This is a genomic window from Oceanobacillus sp. Castelsardo (genome assembly GCF_001659985.1).
Classification (GTDB): Bacteria; Bacillota; Bacilli; order Bacillales; family Amphibacillaceae; genus Oceanobacillus.
In genome coordinates, this window is sequence record NZ_LYCS01000013.1 from 31,327 (window position 1) to 46,547 (window position 15,221).

16 protein-coding genes and 1 riboswitch are annotated in these 15,221 nt (G+C 36.0%); of the genes, 2 read left to right on the forward strand and 14 right to left on the reverse strand.

Going from position 1 to position 15,221, the window contains the following annotated elements; all coding sequences use genetic code 11:
* Positions 1 to 2 precede the first annotated feature (2 nt).
* Genes A9178_RS16585 through A9178_RS16630 form a run of 10 tightly spaced genes read right to left on the reverse strand, consistent with a single transcriptional unit; the run spans position 3 to position 8,643 of the window.
* Positions 3 to 437 carry a bifunctional adenosylcobinamide kinase/adenosylcobinamide-phosphate guanylyltransferase gene (locus A9178_RS16585; RefSeq protein WP_068677277.1) on the reverse strand — a complete coding sequence of 145 codons (435 nt, stop codon included), beginning with the start codon at positions 435 to 437 and terminating at the stop codon, positions 3 to 5.
* Positions 389 to 1,003 carry a histidine phosphatase family protein gene (locus tag A9178_RS16590; RefSeq protein WP_231889876.1) on the reverse strand — a complete coding sequence of 205 codons (615 nt, stop codon included), beginning with the start codon at positions 1,001 to 1,003 and terminating at the stop codon, positions 389 to 391. The genes A9178_RS16585 and A9178_RS16590 overlap by 49 nt, the downstream gene beginning before the upstream one ends.
* Positions 973 to 1,767 (reverse strand): adenosylcobinamide-GDP ribazoletransferase, encoded by a 795-nt coding sequence (gene cobS, locus A9178_RS16595; RefSeq protein WP_068677375.1) that lies wholly within the window; start codon positions 1,765 to 1,767, stop codon positions 973 to 975. The genes A9178_RS16590 and cobS overlap by 31 nt, the downstream gene beginning before the upstream one ends.
* Complete coding sequence (locus A9178_RS16600; protein ID WP_082918246.1) at positions 1,764 to 2,603, reverse strand: cobyric acid synthase; 840 nt, start codon at positions 2,601 to 2,603, stop codon at positions 1,764 to 1,766. The genes cobS and A9178_RS16600 overlap by 4 nt, the downstream gene beginning before the upstream one ends.
* Positions 2,603 to 3,178 (reverse strand): bifunctional adenosylcobinamide kinase/adenosylcobinamide-phosphate guanylyltransferase, encoded by a 576-nt coding sequence (locus tag A9178_RS16605; protein WP_068677281.1) that lies wholly within the window; start codon positions 3,176 to 3,178, stop codon positions 2,603 to 2,605. The genes A9178_RS16600 and A9178_RS16605 overlap by 1 nt, the downstream gene beginning before the upstream one ends.
* The gene (gene cobD / locus A9178_RS16610) at positions 3,160 to 4,236 is read right to left on the reverse strand and encodes a threonine-phosphate decarboxylase CobD (RefSeq protein ID WP_082918247.1); all 1,077 of its coding nucleotides are present in this window, start codon (positions 4,234 to 4,236) and stop codon (positions 3,160 to 3,162) included. Before cobD ends, A9178_RS16605 begins: the two co-directional genes overlap by 19 nt.
* Positions 4,211 to 5,176, reverse strand: a complete 966-nt coding sequence (cbiB, locus tag A9178_RS16615) for an adenosylcobinamide-phosphate synthase CbiB (protein ID WP_068677283.1) — start codon at positions 5,174 to 5,176, stop codon at positions 4,211 to 4,213. Before cbiB ends, cobD begins: the two co-directional genes overlap by 26 nt.
* 2 nt (positions 5,177 to 5,178) lie before the next feature.
* Positions 5,179 to 6,645, reverse strand: coding sequence for an adenosylcobinamide amidohydrolase (locus tag A9178_RS16620; protein WP_068677285.1), 1,467 nt, complete (start codon positions 6,643 to 6,645; stop codon positions 5,179 to 5,181).
* Positions 6,646 to 6,659: 14 nt separating this feature from the next.
* A complete protein-coding gene (locus A9178_RS16625) occupies positions 6,660 to 7,709 on the reverse strand; it encodes a FecCD family ABC transporter permease (RefSeq protein ID WP_068677287.1) in 1,050 nt (349 codons plus the stop codon).
* Positions 7,669 to 8,643, reverse strand: coding sequence for an ABC transporter substrate-binding protein (locus A9178_RS16630; RefSeq protein ID WP_068677289.1), 975 nt, complete (start codon positions 8,641 to 8,643; stop codon positions 7,669 to 7,671). The genes A9178_RS16625 and A9178_RS16630 overlap by 41 nt, the downstream gene beginning before the upstream one ends.
* A gap of 128 nt (positions 8,644 to 8,771) precedes the next feature.
* Positions 8,772 to 8,951: riboswitch (cobalamin riboswitch) on the reverse strand.
* A gap of 228 nt (positions 8,952 to 9,179) precedes the next feature.
* Here A9178_RS16630 and A9178_RS16635 point away from each other — a divergent pair.
* The gene (locus A9178_RS16635) at positions 9,180 to 10,478 is read left to right on the forward strand and encodes a purine/pyrimidine permease (protein ID WP_068677292.1); all 1,299 of its coding nucleotides are present in this window, start codon (positions 9,180 to 9,182) and stop codon (positions 10,476 to 10,478) included.
* Positions 10,479 to 10,536: 58 nt separating this feature from the next.
* On the opposite strand, the gene A9178_RS16640 is transcribed toward A9178_RS16635, so the two are convergent.
* From A9178_RS16640 to A9178_RS16650, 3 genes are all read right to left on the reverse strand, one after another.
* Positions 10,537 to 11,139, reverse strand: a complete 603-nt coding sequence (locus A9178_RS16640) for a hypothetical protein (protein ID WP_068677294.1) — start codon at positions 11,137 to 11,139, stop codon at positions 10,537 to 10,539.
* A gap of 72 nt (positions 11,140 to 11,211) precedes the next feature.
* A complete protein-coding gene (locus tag A9178_RS16645; protein ID WP_068677296.1) occupies positions 11,212 to 11,685 on the reverse strand; it encodes a DUF2306 domain-containing protein in 474 nt (157 codons plus the stop codon).
* 313 nt (positions 11,686 to 11,998) lie between these two features.
* On the reverse strand, positions 11,999 to 12,430 hold the full coding sequence (locus A9178_RS16650; RefSeq protein WP_068677298.1) for a YhfM domain-containing protein: 432 nt from the start codon (positions 12,428 to 12,430) through the stop codon (positions 11,999 to 12,001).
* A 214-nt stretch (positions 12,431 to 12,644) separates the two neighbouring features.
* On the opposite strand from A9178_RS16650, the gene A9178_RS16655 reads away from it, so the two are divergent.
* Positions 12,645 to 13,610, forward strand: coding sequence for a hypothetical protein (locus A9178_RS16655; RefSeq protein ID WP_068677300.1), 966 nt, complete (start codon positions 12,645 to 12,647; stop codon positions 13,608 to 13,610).
* Positions 13,611 to 13,792: 182 nt separating this feature from the next.
* Here the strand turns inward: A9178_RS16655 and A9178_RS16660 are convergent, their stop codons facing one another.
* Positions 13,793 to 15,121, reverse strand: coding sequence for an IS3 family transposase (locus A9178_RS16660; protein WP_068672527.1), 1,329 nt, complete (start codon positions 15,119 to 15,121; stop codon positions 13,793 to 13,795).
* Between the last annotated feature and the right edge of the window lie 100 nt (positions 15,122 to 15,221).

Here is a 15,221-nt window from a genome sequence, read left to right on the forward strand (position 1 = left end):
CCTCACTCCCCCTTTTTAATAGTTTGATTTATTCCATACCAAATAACATCCACTCGTTTGCTTTTTTTCACTAAATCTTGATAAAACCAACCGGTCAAATCCCGCCAATCTCTTTCTTCTTTGTGCATCGGAACAATTCCCTTCATGATATCTGTTCCAATTATAATAACGCTTCTGTTGGCATTTGCATTTTCCCATGCCAACCATTGATCTAGCCGCTTTCTTAAATGAACTTGTGCTTCGTCAATGTCCATTCTCTCTGACCATTCTTCTGTCAAAAGTTCAACCCCTTCGAGCACAATATATTCACTGGACAAGGCTTCCAAAGTCTCAGGTAACGTGTCTCCATTGTAGGAAGATAACCATTCGGCACCGTCATAGTTATCTTTTACCCAAGCCCTTTTTCCGTTAAAGGCACCTCCTGTAACAAAATGCACGGCTCTCCCCTCCTTAAATCTGTTTTATGAAATTCCAAAACATATCCAGTTCCATGATCTATTTTCCATTCCCAAAAGTCCTTTTCTTCTTCAGTCAAACGACTTAGTAAATAGCGAATGACCCCGCCATGTGAAACAATAAATACATTTTTGGCATGGTATCTGAGTATCAATTCCACAATCTGATTCCATCCTTTATCCACTCTATATGCAAACTGTTGAAATGACTCACCACCAGGGATTACTTCTTTAAATGGTTGATCAATCCAACGCTGGTAATTCATATCGTTCTTTAAATCCTCATATGTTTTCCCCTCAAATATACCAAAATTCATTTCTCTTAATTTGGCTAATTTTGTAGGCCCGATAATGGGAAATAACAGATTCATGGTAGTTACACAACGGTTAAGATCACTTGAAATAAATAAATCATAATCGCCTGCCTGAAGTTTAGTGGAAGCTAGACTAATTTTGGCTTCTTCGGTTAGGGCTGAATCAGTCCAACCTAAATATGTTTTTCGCTTATTTTCTTCTGTTATACCATGGCGAAATAATGTAATAGCCACAACGTCATCCATAATATGTTTTCAGTCCCTTCTCCTGAAGCACCGAGAATATCACCTGTTATCCCGCCAAAATGTTTAACAGATTTTCGCCGAATAAGAAGGTAACACACCAACGCAATTAAGACAAATAAAAGCGCTAGGAAGATAAAGTGAAAATCAATCATACTTATAAGTGCAACTATGATAATGAGGTACACAGGATAAATATATAATGTAGTTTTCTTTGCTGCGTTCTGGAAAAAAGAAGCCAAACCTTCCTTCTTCGCTGCTGGAATATGAAGTAACACCATTCCCATCACTACTTTACTTAAAAAAGGAATAAGAACGATAACGAGGAACGTGACTATCGTTGGAAATTGGATCACTTCATAAATAAATAAAAATCGACTGCTTAATAAAACTAATAACGACATGACGCCAAAAGCGCCGGCTCTTGGATCTTTCATAATCTCTAATCTTTTTTCTTTATCTTGATAAGAGAAATACGCATCACTCATGTCCATCCAACCGTCTAAATGAATTCCCCCAGTAATTAATATCGTAGCAAGCCAAATAATAAAGGCGATGGCTAGTGTTGAAAAAGGAGTCCATTCTAAAAGAATATATAGAAGAATACTGTAAAAGGTTCCTTGTAATAATCCTAACAATGGGAAGGACTGAATACTTTTTTCAATATAATCTTTCCCCATCGGTAAAGACTTCTTAATTGGTAAAGCCGTTAAAAATTGGATTGTTATGAGAAACCCTGTTATAAAATTCCTCATCGTTTGTCCCATCCGTTCAAAATGTCCTTGACTTTTTCCCATTGAAGATGCCTCTTTATTTCGGATGCTAGATAATCAAAATTTATTTGTTCCGTTTGGTTCACAATTTGGGACGAAGTAGATAAAGAGTCTTCCACAGGAATACCGTGGTCTTTGATGTACGGTACAACACCAAGAACGGGAACTCCCGTCCTCTCTTCCAACCAACGTACACCATCTTCAAAAAGAGAAATGTCTCCACGGAATTTATTAATAATAACCCCTTGTATCCGCTTCCTATCATCAGGAGAAAGCAACTCTAATGTTCCAACAATATTGGCAAAAACTCCTCCACGCTCAATGTCAGTAACTAAAAGAACAGGGACATCCGCTAGTTGAGCAATCTTCATATTGACTAATTCCCGATCATTTAAGTTTATTTCTACAGGACTACCTGCTCCTTCAATCATGACCACATCAAACTCCTTTTGTAAATGTGTTAAAGAAGTTTGAATCGCCTCTAATCCCTTTTCGTAAAATTGATTTCGGTAATCTTTTCCCGAAAGTGTTTCTACTGTTTCTCCGAGTAATACGATTTCTGATCGGGTATCAGAATTAGGTTTTAATAAAATGGGATTCATCCAAATAGAGGCATCTGTCTTTGCCGCCTCTGCTTGAACACCTTGCGCAAGTCCTATCTCTTTTCCATCTTTTAAACTATAAGAATAGTTAGACATGTTTTGTGACTTAAATGGGGTAACTTTCAAGCCTTCTTGCACAAATAAACGACAAAGGGCAGTAGTAATAAGGCTTTTTCCAACATCAGAAGCGGTTCCTTGTATCATGATTCCTTTCATTAGTCTCCCCCTTTCATCATTAAAGGCACTCCTGATTCTACTAGATAAGCCTTTTCTGCGTAATGAACTATTTTTTGATGTAATTTCCCGAGTAATTCACTATAGGTCCTTAATAATGGATTGGGAAGAATAGGCTCATTTAACACTTCATTACTTACTAGGACCACCTGATTGCTATGATCTGCTATTTCCTTTATCCCGTGCCAAATCCTCCAGAAAACCTTTTCTTTATCCTTAATCTGCTCCTCCCAATCAGCCTCATGAGCAAATAATTCATTTGATAACATTGTCGTCAAGCAGTCTAATAAAATGATATCTTTGTTATTAAATTCAGGGGCTAAGCTTGAAATATTCGTTTCCTTTTCCCATGTTTTCCATGAATGAGCCCATTTATTTCGATCTTCCTGATGTCTTTTAATTCTTAATCTCATTTCAGAATCTGTTGCTTTCCCGGTAGCTATATAATGTAAGGTTCCGCCTATTTCCTCTGCCTTTTGAATGGCTATCCTTTCCGCAAAACTGCTTTTGCCGCTTCGGACACCACCAGTAATAAACGTTATGGAAGTTGTCTCCATTCTTTTAACACCTCCATAAGTTGATTATTTTCCTTTGCACTTTTAATCGCAAATCGTAACCATTTTCCATCTAATCCTGGAAAATTGAATGTATGTCTAGGTACAATGCCATGCTTCAAAAGAAAAGTAAACAACACTTCTGTATTATCCTTCTGCGGTTCTTTTAATAAATAAAAGTTAACCTTAGAAGGAGAAAACGTAAAACCTTCCTTTTCAAAAAAAGCAAATAGCTTTGTTCGTTCTTTCTTTATATACTGAATCGTATTATACACAAAAGATTCATCTTGTAAGCACAGCTCCCCAGCTGCCATTGCTAATGCATTTACACTCCAGTGGGGTTGATAAATAGCTATTTTCTCCACAATGGATTGGTGAGCAATCACATATCCTAATCTCAGACCTGGAATGGCAAACATTTTTGTCATCGAGCGAAGAATGACTAGATTTTTATAGTCATAAATTAGTGCAGCAATGGAAGTATATCCCTCCACAAAATCATAAAACGCTTCATCGACTATAAGTAACGTATTCGCCTTTTTACATTCTTCCAACAATTGAACAATGATGTCATAGCGATAAAAAACACCAGTTGGGTTCGATGGATTGCATAAGAACACAGCATCTATTTTCTTTAGCCTTTCCTTTATTTCATTGATATGTAATTCCCAATGAGGCTCTTTTAAGTAGTGGTAATAAATTTGACAATCATTCGCCTGACAAGCCTTTTCATATTCAGAAAATCCTGGTTCGATAATAAGTACATTTTTCCCCGATAATAATCTACCCACTAACGAAATCAATTCTGCTCCACCATTTCCTATTAAAATCGAATCCATACTTACCTGATTTTTTTCCGAAATAACCGTTTTTAATGATAGTGTGTAAGGGTCTGGGTAATCATTAACTTTCTGAAAAAAGTTAATCCAGTTTTCTTTAATACATTCAGGTGGACCTAACGGATTAATATTGGCACTTAAATCAATGATTTGATCAGGCTTTTCCATTCCCATTTCTTTATATAAGTATTGGGGATTAGAACCATGTTGTGGCAACTTCAATTGCGCCCCCTCCAATCCATAAAACAAGTAAAAAAACAATAGTCGTTCGAGTTAATATTTTATTCGTTTCTAAAATATGATTTTTATTTAAAGGAACAATTGCATCTCCCATTTTCGCTCTATTCGAGATGACACCTTTATAATAATTGATGCCACCGAGTTGCACGCCCAATAGAGCAGCCACAGATGCCTCAAGCCAGCCACTGTTTGGACTTGGGTGTTTTGGTGCATCACGGAATAGTATTTGCCATGCTTTTGCTGCTTTCGTATGTGCTGGTTGGTGAGCAACTAATATAAGCAAACCAGTCAAACGACTTGGTATCCAATTTACTACATCATCTAACTTTGCTGACGCCCAGCCGAACTCCCCGTATTTATCATTTTTATAGCCTACCATGGAATCACATGTATTGATACCACGGTAAACTAGAGCTAATGGTGCACCACCTATTAATCCCCAAAACAATGGAGCAGTCACACCATCACTTGTGTTTTCCGCCACCGTCTCCACCGTCCCTCTCACTATTTCTTCCTCTCCCATAATTTCGGTGTCCCTCCCAACAATGTACGATAACTTTAATTTTGCTTCTTTGAAATCGCCCATTTTAAGGGGGACATAGACTTCTAAAGCTGCATCTCTCAATCCTTTTCGTGCAATTGTTGTTGCAATAAGGATACCTTCTAGCAAAATACCAGCAATAACATGAATGTGGTAAAAGCTCCAAACAAGTAGAAATGTGATGAAGAAAATCACTGTTATAATAATAAAAACCATGATAATTCCTTTTTCTTTTCGTGCCTTTCCCCGATTCCATTTCTTTGCTAATCCGGTAATCCCTCTTCCAATCCATTTAACAGGATGTGGCCATGATGGTGGATCTCCTATAATAGAATCGATAAGAATCGCTAATGTAATGGCTATTAAATGATACATTATCATTTTTATTTCCTCTTTTGACTTTTTTGAATAGATTCTCTTGTACACATATAAACGGCTTTACTAATTAACTTACCTAATGGGGTAATGCTACCGGCAAAATCATGCTTCTCCCCTCGTTGAGTTGCGGCTATTGAGATACTATCTGTGGACGTTCCGGTTGCATAAGTTCCCGTTACGGAATCAATTACTTTTTGATCTTCAAGCGCCCTAACTTTCGCCTCTGTTGCCGTTACCATCCCTTGAATAAAGGCTTCTTCCGTTATTTTACCATTAATAAAAATCCATGTATTAATCGTTCCAGGAATAAACGCTGATGAATGGTTTTCACTTTGTGTAGCATCTACCGCATTACCGACTCCTGCTGTGACAACAACAAAGACAGATAACGTATCTTCCTCCATCCATTTATAAGACACATCATCCAAAACAACGGCAGTCATCATCCCAACTGTTTCAAGTGGGTCAAAACCTCTTTCACATAAATAATTCATCATCTCTTCTTGGTGATTACTACAACTATAACCTCTGTCCACATGACGATTAACAAATGTTTGATGCCACCCTAATCCCGCACCAACCACACCAGATGACATAGTTTTTAAGGGAATTGGTGACTTAAGTACAATATGTTGTTTGTCATGTTGTAAAATGTCAGCGGTAATCTTCACTGCCTCTAATTGTTCTTCCTTTTCCCATTTAGGAAGTAAGGTGATTTGTGGAACTGGAACTTTTGGATGGGCAAATTTTTTAATATCTGTTTGATACACTTCTTGAATCCGGTCTTCTTTCAACACTTCATTCGTCTTATGTTGAATATTAATCATCCCTTTTTTGAGCAGCAAAAGACGATCACAATAAAGTCCAGCTAAATTTAAATCATGGAAAATGGAAATAACCGTAAGCGTTCCATCTCTTGTCCATGTTTTCAAAATGTCTAATAACTCTTTTTGATAAGAAAGGTCCAAATGGTTGGTCGGTTCATCTAATAATAAGATCTCTGGTTCTTGCGCAAGAGCTTGAGCAAGATTTACCCTCTGACGTTCACCACCTGAAAGTTCTCTGAGATTTTTATTTTGTAAAACTTCTACCCCTGTTTGCTTCATTACCTTTTGAACAACTTTCTCATCTTCCTCTGTCCATGTTTGAAGGAAACCACTTTGGTGTGCATACCGCCCCAGTGAAACTGTTTCTTTAACTGTATAAGAGAAGGCATGCTCTGAATGCTGGGGAAGAACAGCAACAACTTTAGCCAATTCCTTCTGCGTATATTGAGATAGTTTCTTTTCTTTTATAAAAATACTACCTTCTTTAAAAGGTAGTAATCCACTAATCATTTTAAGTAAAGTTGTTTTTCCACTCCCATTCGGTCCTAATATGCCAAAAAGTTCCCCTTTAGCAACATGAAAAGATATATCCTTTAACACCGAATATCCTGAATATCCACCAGATAATTGTTTTACTTCAAGCATGTTAACCCTTCTTTCTAGCTTTGTCGTCGTTTAATTAAAATAACACCGAATGCTGGTGCACCAATTAATGCGGTGATGACCCCTATTGGTAATTCTGTCGGAGAAATGATGGTCCTTGCAATTAAATCCGCTAATATTAAAAAACCACTTCCTGTTAACATGGATAATGGAAGCAAATGATTATGATCAGGCCCCCATAAGGTTCGAGTTAAATGTGGAATGACCAATCCTACAAAGCCAATTGTCCCCGACACAGCAACTGCTGCACCCGTTAAAATCGACCCAGCTGTTAAGATTACTAGTTTTCTTTTTTTTACGTCTACACCTAAATACTGTGCCCGATCTTCACCGAAAGACATGGCATTTAATTCTCTACCATTCGCCATTAATAACATGGATCCTACTATGAAAAATGGCAAGACAATTTTAATATAATCCCAACCCCTCATCGAGACGCTACCTAGGAGCCAACCGATAATTTGTTTTAGTTCATTACCGGTGAGTGATATCATAAGTGAAATAAAAGCACCTAAAAAGGAACTAAAAATAACACCTGTTAAAATAATGGTTTCCACCCTCATGGAACGATCAATTTTTCGCGCAAATGTTAAAACAAGAAAAATAGTAATAAAAGCAAAAACAACACTTAAAAACGGTAAGGTGAATGCTCCAATATACGGAAGGGAAATACCAAAAAAGATAGTGACAACTGCACCTACAGAAGCACCGGAAGAAACTCCTAGCGTATAAGGGTCAGCTAATGGGTTTCTAAGTAGGCCTTGAAAGGCAGCACCAGCAATGGCCAGTGCTGCCCCAACAAGTCCTGCCAAGATCACTCTTGGCAATCGAATATTTAATACAATACTATGATACATTGGATCAATGTGATCAATGGAATAACGGAAGATTTCTGCACCAATAATTTGAATGATATCTAATATTGGAACAGAAACCGTACCGATAGATATGCCCAATAATAACGAAAGAATCGTAAATATAGTAGCTATGACGTAAGCTATTAGCTTATTCTTCGCTAAATATTTCAGGGTAGACTGCTTTCGCAATTTCTTTAGCTCCTTCAACTAGTCTTGGACCTGGACGACTTACAAGGTCGGAATCGATATCAAATACTTGGTCTTCTTTAACCGCGGTAACCTCTTCCCAACCATTTCTTTCCTTTATTTGTTCGACTATATTTTCCGTATAGTCAGTCGTGATGATAATATCAGGATTGTATGAAATCAATGCTTCCTCATCCAATTGTGGCCAGCCTTCTTCTTCTACTGCATTTTCTGCATTGACGATAAATAACAATTCATCCATAAATGTATTTTTTCCAGCCACATAAATTTCTGGAGCAGATTGTATTTCAAAAATTACAGATTTCTTTTCCGTTACTTCCTTAACTTTCTCTTGAATATCATCGATTTCATTCTTCATATCGGTTATGATTGTTTCCGCTTCTTCTTGAGTATTGGTTACTTTTCCAATCATTTGAATGGAATCATATACTTGGTCAAAATTGGTCGCATCATTTACTACAAGAACCGGGATACCAGAATCTCTCAGTTGTTGAAGCCCCTCTTCAGCACTTCCCATACTAGAAGCATGTGCCAATACTAAATCAGGCTCTAAAGAGATAATTTTTTCAATATTAAATTCCATACCACCAATTTTTTCAATATCCGCAACTTCATTAGGATAATTATCATTGTCAGATACTCCAACTACTTTATCACCTAAACCTAAAGCAAAAGCAATTTCTGTGTTACTAGGAATTAGAGAAACGATTCTTTCTGGTTCTTTCTCAATCGTTACCTCTTGGTCTGTTCCATCCGTAATAGTCACAGGGAACGATGCATCTTCTGTTTGTTCCACTTGTTCTGTATCTTCAGCATTGTTATCCGTGTTCGCATTATCTGGCTCTTCACTACCACAACCAGCAATAATTCCTATTGCGAAAAACATCAGAAATAAAAGCGATATTAATTTTTTCATTCTTTACTAATCCTCCTAGAAAAATCTTTTTATAAAAGACAAAAAACATCTCTACAAATGAACGTAAAGATGCAAGGTGCTCTAGATAGTATATTCCAGCCACCACATCCCTCCCATCCTCGTAGGTTTAAGTGCGATAGAATTAGGCAGGTATCCTGGCTCATGATCAATGCTTCCTACACCTTCCCATACAGTAAGTACAGTGGTTTATTGTAAGTCGCTCCCATTTACAGTGGCGGGACCGCGTTGGATTTGCACCAACTTCGCTTTTAAGTCTTTATTAGACCACCTAAATCCATTTTGTATATAATTTTCCATTACTAATTCATCATACTACTAAATTCCCCAAAATGGAAACAATGCTTTCCTCATTTCATGTAGAATTCATGCCGAATAATGAAGAATAAAGGATGTTTTTAAAATTGTTTCAACGTGAATCAAACGTTTGTCCCAATTTATTTTTATCATTCAAAGTTAAAAAAGTGATAGAATAATAGTTATATTATATTTTTTCACAGGATTCGGAGGGATTTGAATTGAATAAATCTACCTTTACAGGCACAACCATGGAGACGATTCAATGGTTTGTTTTCCTACTTGCAAGTTCTGTAGCATTGCCTATCGTTATCGGTGCTATTTATCATATGAATTTCACTGAAGTTTCTGGATTGATGCAACGCTCCTTTTTTGTTATTGGTACAGCTTCTTTGCTTCAAGCTTTATTTGGTCACAAGCTGCCAATTGCGGAGGGTCCAGCTGGAATTTGGGTTAGTGTCTTCACTGTAATGGCTGTAACTGGGCTTCAAAATGGGACATCACTTCATGATACATTACGTTCCTTGGAAACAATCATGTTATTAGCCGGGTTATTTTTGTTTTTACTCGGTTTTTTCAAGATTGCACAAAAAATATTACCTATTTTTACACCGCTAGTTACAGGAACCTTTTTCTTACTTTTAACGGTTCAATTAAGTGGGACATTTCTAAAAGGGATGCTTGGTCTACAAGGAAATTCAAATACAATTCAACTAATCGAAGCAATCCTAGCATTTATTACTTTCTTTATGATTCTTGGATTATCTACCTTCGCTAAGGGATGGTTGAGTAATTATGCGGTATTTATAGGAATTGTCATTGGTTGGATTTGCTATGTAATCTTTGTCGGAACCCAAACTCACGAAGGAAATGTAGAGTTATTTTCTATGCCGGAATTATTTGCGTTTGGTCCTCCATCATTTGATTTAAGCCTAATTCCTATCGCATTCTTTATCGCTATCATAGTTCTTTCGAATGCTGTTGCTTCAATTGTTGCAGCAAATCAGGTACTTGATCGTAAACCAAAGGACAAAAATGCAGAAATAAATAAAGGTACGATGTTTTCAGGTGTCAGCCAAGGACTTGCAGGTGGGTTTGCCGCAATTGCCAATGTCCCATTAGCTACTTCTACTGGATTTATCGCTCTAACAGGACAAAAACGGAAATTGCCATTTATCTACGCAACCATTCTAATTATTTTTATCGCATTTTTCCCACCGGTGATTTCTTTTATTTCTACCATACCAGGTCCTATCGCAAATGCGGCATTGATGGCCTCCTTTGTTCAGCTAGTTGGATTAGCCGTTAAAAATGTATCATTAGAAAAATTAGACTCCAGAATAGTAACCATACTTGGGGTAGCATATTTAATTGGAATGGGAATCATGTTCTTACCAACAGAAGTATTTTCCGATTTACCATCCATTGTGCAGAACATTATGAGTAATGGTTTAATTGTTGGAACAGGATTAGTCATCATTATTGAACAACTATGGAAAACAAAAGATAACTTCGATTAATATCAGAACATTATTAACACAAAGGGAGAGATTCTAAAGTACAAGAATCTCTCCCTTTTCACTTGGCTGTCACTTCTTTCTCTACTTTTACTGGAACATTAATTTTCCCAGTAATAATATCAGTTAACTTCTCTTTCATTTCATCTGACATGACTACACAACTAGTTGATCGAAACTTAGCCTTCACCTTTAATTCATACCCGCTATTCGCTCCCTTATTAAATCCATAAAATCTATGGTTCATATCAATCGGAATAAATTGAACATCTTTTATTTTATCCCAAGCAATAAACCGATTTCCTGATAATATACCGTCATCCACGATTGCAAACAAATTAACACCATCGTCGGAATATGTCAAAGGAAGTAATAACATGACATTAAAAAACCAACTCATACTATCTTCTTCCCTAAAGAAATATAACAGAAAAAACATCGCAACAATAAATAGTAGCATACAAGAATAAATGATGACTCCCGTTCTTTGTCCAGAAAATGTCGGTCGATAGATTGGCTTATCTGGATGTTTTCGAATCCCCCTTAAATCCTCTTCCGATATCGGAAATAGAACGTGATGACCTAAGCGAAATAAAACTTGAGCAAATTGATAAATATAATATCCGATTGCTAGAAAGAATATCAATTCTAAAAATAATTCCACTGAAAGATCCCCCTTTGTTACAGGATAAAACTTGTTACCATTCTTACGGTATTACATGAAGAAACGTTTCACTTAGTTGGATATTTTTGAAAACTTCGACCTATACTTCTTGCCTATCATAAATATAAAGGGAGTTCCAATTATAGTAGGTAAAAACCAGAATAAAAGAACAGGGAATTGATTTAAGTAGGGAACCTTATGTATATTGACTACTAAAGTTGCTGTTACTATTCCAATATAAGAACCTAGCATTCCGCTTAAATGTAGCGATAACCACTTTTTTGAATTCTTCTTTTTAACAGACAAGAAACCCAGTAAAGCTAAACTATAAGAAAATAAAGCAATATAAAAAAGATACTGGCTCTCTTCCCAGTTTATGATTGACATTAGAATAGCTGTTACAAAAACACCGAGGTAGGATAAGTGGTAAACTTTTCCGAATCTCGTATGTTTTCCTCTTCCTTTTTTAGCGAGCATAGCAAATATCCCAGTAATTAAACAAAGAATACCAGTTAATATATGAATGACTAGAAAAGTAGACATCATGTTAGATCACTTCCTATCATTTTTTAGGGTTCTCACAAATAAAAAACATCATAACAGATACTTATGTCATGACGTTTCCATATCATTACTCCATATCCATCATTATAACTTAAACTTTGCTATTTTTACCTTTGTATATCCGTAGCGTTTCATTTGTAATACCTATTCCGCAATTATCATTGGCGATAGAACCAACGTATATTCTTGTTGTGTGGCTTTCTCAAAGACTTTATATGCTAACGGTGATTGAATATCATCATCATTAGTCAAAAACCTAATGACAACGTTTGCATCTACCAATGGGCACTTAATCCTATTCACCACCTAAAATTAATAACGTTCTTAATTTATTCGTCATTTTAGGGGAAGTATGATAGACAACATCATCAGCTATGTAAACGAACGTACTTACTTCATCTTCCTCCCCTAACCATAAATGCAAACCATGAGTAGGGAATCCACCGCTCGATGCATCATATTCAACCATCACGTCATACTCAGGTTCAGAAGCAACTTTCTCTTCCGGCTGTTTTACTGCAGTTCGAATAGCTGTTTGAAAAATGTCTAAGGCCTTTTCATCCACGAATGAATATAAAATATTTTCGTTCATATCACCAATCCCTTTTGATTCGGATATCTTAACCTCTGCAACCTTCTCATCCAATAGAACCATTGTTTCCCCATGTTGGGAGCTGCAACCCATTAAAGATAAAAAACAAATAATAATTGAAAAGATTCCCTTCAACACATTTCCCCCTTAAATTTCAAAAAAACTCTTTATATTACTTAAAAATTTTCTACCTACTTCTATTTCTGAAAGCATCGATAAGACTCAATCATTTTCACTTCCTAATATTCATATTATTATAGCTATTATAATGCTTTTTAGATTACTTTCCACAAGTGTAATAGAATAATAATATGCTTACCGATAAGTTTAACAGTTAAAGGAGACAAATATGAAGAACAAAAGTTGGTTCACATGGCCAAGGGTATTCGCCTTTCTCGCATTTATATTCTTATTAATTACGATTTATGGTAACTGGTTAGAACATAAGGATTTCATGGAAGAAGCAAGAAACAACATCGTTGAAGTGAATGTCATACAGAAAGTTGCAGTTGTTAATCTTCTAGAGGGACCGGGGTTTTCCATTCAAATAGAAGCAATCCCTGAAAGCCGTGTTCCGACAAAGTACAATTCCTCTATGATACGAGTAAGCCAGGAGTTTTTCGAGCGAGCAGAGACTGGTGATTCCATTGCTGGCTTTGAGGTGAATGGAGAATTTTATTTAGAGAGCCATCTGGAAGATGAAGTTCGTATATTTTACATGTTATTAGCTATTTTTAGCCTTTATCCAGCTGGCTATATTCTATATTGGATCATGAAAATTAAATCTGTTCGAGAAAGGTTCGGGAAACTAGCTGAAGTACTACACTTAGAAAAGATAGGAAATTTTGTCATAACCTTTGTTATATTCGGGGGAATTCTTGCAACTATACTTTTCTTTTCCTTTACTGAATTAAAAGATGCTTTGGAAAATGGCTACGAAAGATTTTTCGGAGACAAACATGCAGAGGCTAATGCACTAATATTAGAGAAAAATGTTGATTTAAATTCCTCCTTACATGGGGACCATGAGTATTACATTTCGCTAATGTATCAACCAGCTAATCAAGATGAGAGCATATATATTGCTAAGGGTGTTACTTGGCCCACTTATAACAGGTATACAGATACCATATCAATCATGTATAACGCAGATAACCCGTACCAAGTATTCGTTAAAGAGATGACCTTTTGGGATATTGTAGAAATAATCATGACGGATACTGTTCTTATGGGTATTATTGCTGTATTATTAGTTATTCTATTAAGTCTTATCCCCTATTTTTTATGGAGAAAAAAGAAATATGGCCATTATTAGATGCGGGGTGAAAATAGATACGATAAAATTAACCATCTAATTGTAGAAATGTATTGTATCACAGAAATAAAATCTCCTAAATTGTCGATATTTCCCGGGAAATGCCGATATTCCTGAAATAAAAGAAGGGTGTTAGCTCATTTAAACTGGTACCCATGTCAAGGACACTATAAAAAAAGAGATTAAGCAATTAGAAGATGATTCCTATATTGAATAGGGGTCATCTTTTTTAGATTCCATTGATAACGATAATTGTTATAATAAACCATATAATGATTAATTTTAGATTTTAGTTCTTTTAGTGTTTTACAAGATTGATAGTTTACCTCATCTTTTAAATGACCAAAGAAGGATTCTTGAGGGGCATTGTCCCAACAATTGCCTTTCCTAGACATAGATTGGCCTAGACCATATTCTTTTAATAACTTTTGGTATTGTGGACTCGTATAGTGACTTCCTTGATCCGAGTGGATATAGGCATCTTCATGTAGGGTAATTTTCTTGTTGTTGACTAATTTRTGGATTGTCTTAGTTGCGATGTCTAAAGTAATTCGATCAGAAACGTGATAGGCTAGGATTTCATTTGACGAAGCATCTTTTACGGTAGACAAATAAGCCATACAATTACCACTATATGGCAAATAAGTAATGTCAGTTAATAACACTTTACCTGGAACACCTTGCTTAAATTCTCTGTTTAACTTGTTTGGAACAACCTGATGCTCCTTGGTTGCTTTAGCGATTTTTTTGTATGGATTTGGTCTTCTATGAGGGCAGACAATTCCATATTTCCTCATGATTCTTTGGATCTTTTTACGACTAAAGACAATGTTATATTCATTTTCCAATATCATTTTGATGGAACGTGATCCTTTCTTATACCCCCGTCGATTAAATGCCTTTAAAATRATTTCTTTCGCTTCTAAGTCCAATCGCTCTCTTACTTCTCTATAAGTAGATGCCTTTAGATAGCTATAATATCCAGAACGGGAGACCTCCAAAAGGTCACAAAAATACTTCGTCATTCGCTTATATTGATTTTGTTCAATAATCTCGTAAATTAACTGATATACTTTACTTGGGTCTAGATTTTCGCTTGCGTTTAGCAGCCTCCTTTCTGTCACTTCTAGCTTTTTTAATAGTTCAACTTGACCCTCCAGTAAATTAATCCTTGCTTCCTGTCTTTCAATGATTTCGGACGGAGTAAGTTCCCGTTTTAACGGTCTGCCAGAACTTGTTTTTCTTGTATCTGTAAGCCCCAATAATCCATCCTTTTCATAAGCCTTTTTCCATCTATAGGCTGATTGTTCAATTCGCTTCATTCCTATAACATCGACATCAAATCCGTTCTCAGTAAAAATCTTTCGCGGGAGTTTTCCGGCTAAATACTCATCCATAAATCTATTTTTAAATGCATCAGTATATGTAATAGCTCGCTCGCTAACACGTTGTACATTTGGATTCTTTTGAAGTGTTTTTATCTCTTTAGTTGAAAATGTTATCTTACTCATGTTGTCACCTATTCCCCATATCTTGAAATTCAAGTATATAAAAAAATACCTATAGATTAAACACTTTTTTTAAAGTGTCTTATCTACAGGTACCAGTTTA

Coding starts and splice junctions, on each gene's coding strand:
- cobS (WP_068677375.1), bottom strand. CDS start 1,767: ATGAGGAATTTTATAACAGGGTTTCTCATAACAATCCAATTTTTAACG.
- A9178_RS16600 (WP_082918246.1), bottom strand. CDS start 2,603: ATGAAAGGAATCATGATACAAGGAACCGCTTCTGATGTTGGAAAAAGC.
- A9178_RS16605 (WP_068677281.1), bottom strand. CDS start 3,178: ATGGAGACAACTTCCATAACGTTTATTACTGGTGGTGTCCGAAGCGGC.
- cbiB (WP_068677283.1), bottom strand. CDS start 5,176: ATGATAATGTATCATTTAATAGCCATTACATTAGCGATTCTTATCGAT.
- A9178_RS16620 (WP_068677285.1), bottom strand. CDS start 6,645: ATGCTTGAAGTAAAACAATTATCTGGTGGATATTCAGGATATTCGGTG.
- A9178_RS16630 (WP_068677289.1), bottom strand. CDS start 8,643: ATGAAAAAATTAATATCGCTTTTATTTCTGATGTTTTTCGCAATAGGA.
- A9178_RS16645 (WP_068677296.1), bottom strand. CDS start 11,685: ATGATGTCTACTTTTCTAGTCATTCATATATTAACTGGTATTCTTTGT.
- A9178_RS16655 (WP_068677300.1), top strand. CDS start 12,645: ATGAAGAACAAAAGTTGGTTCACATGGCCAAGGGTATTCGCCTTTCTC.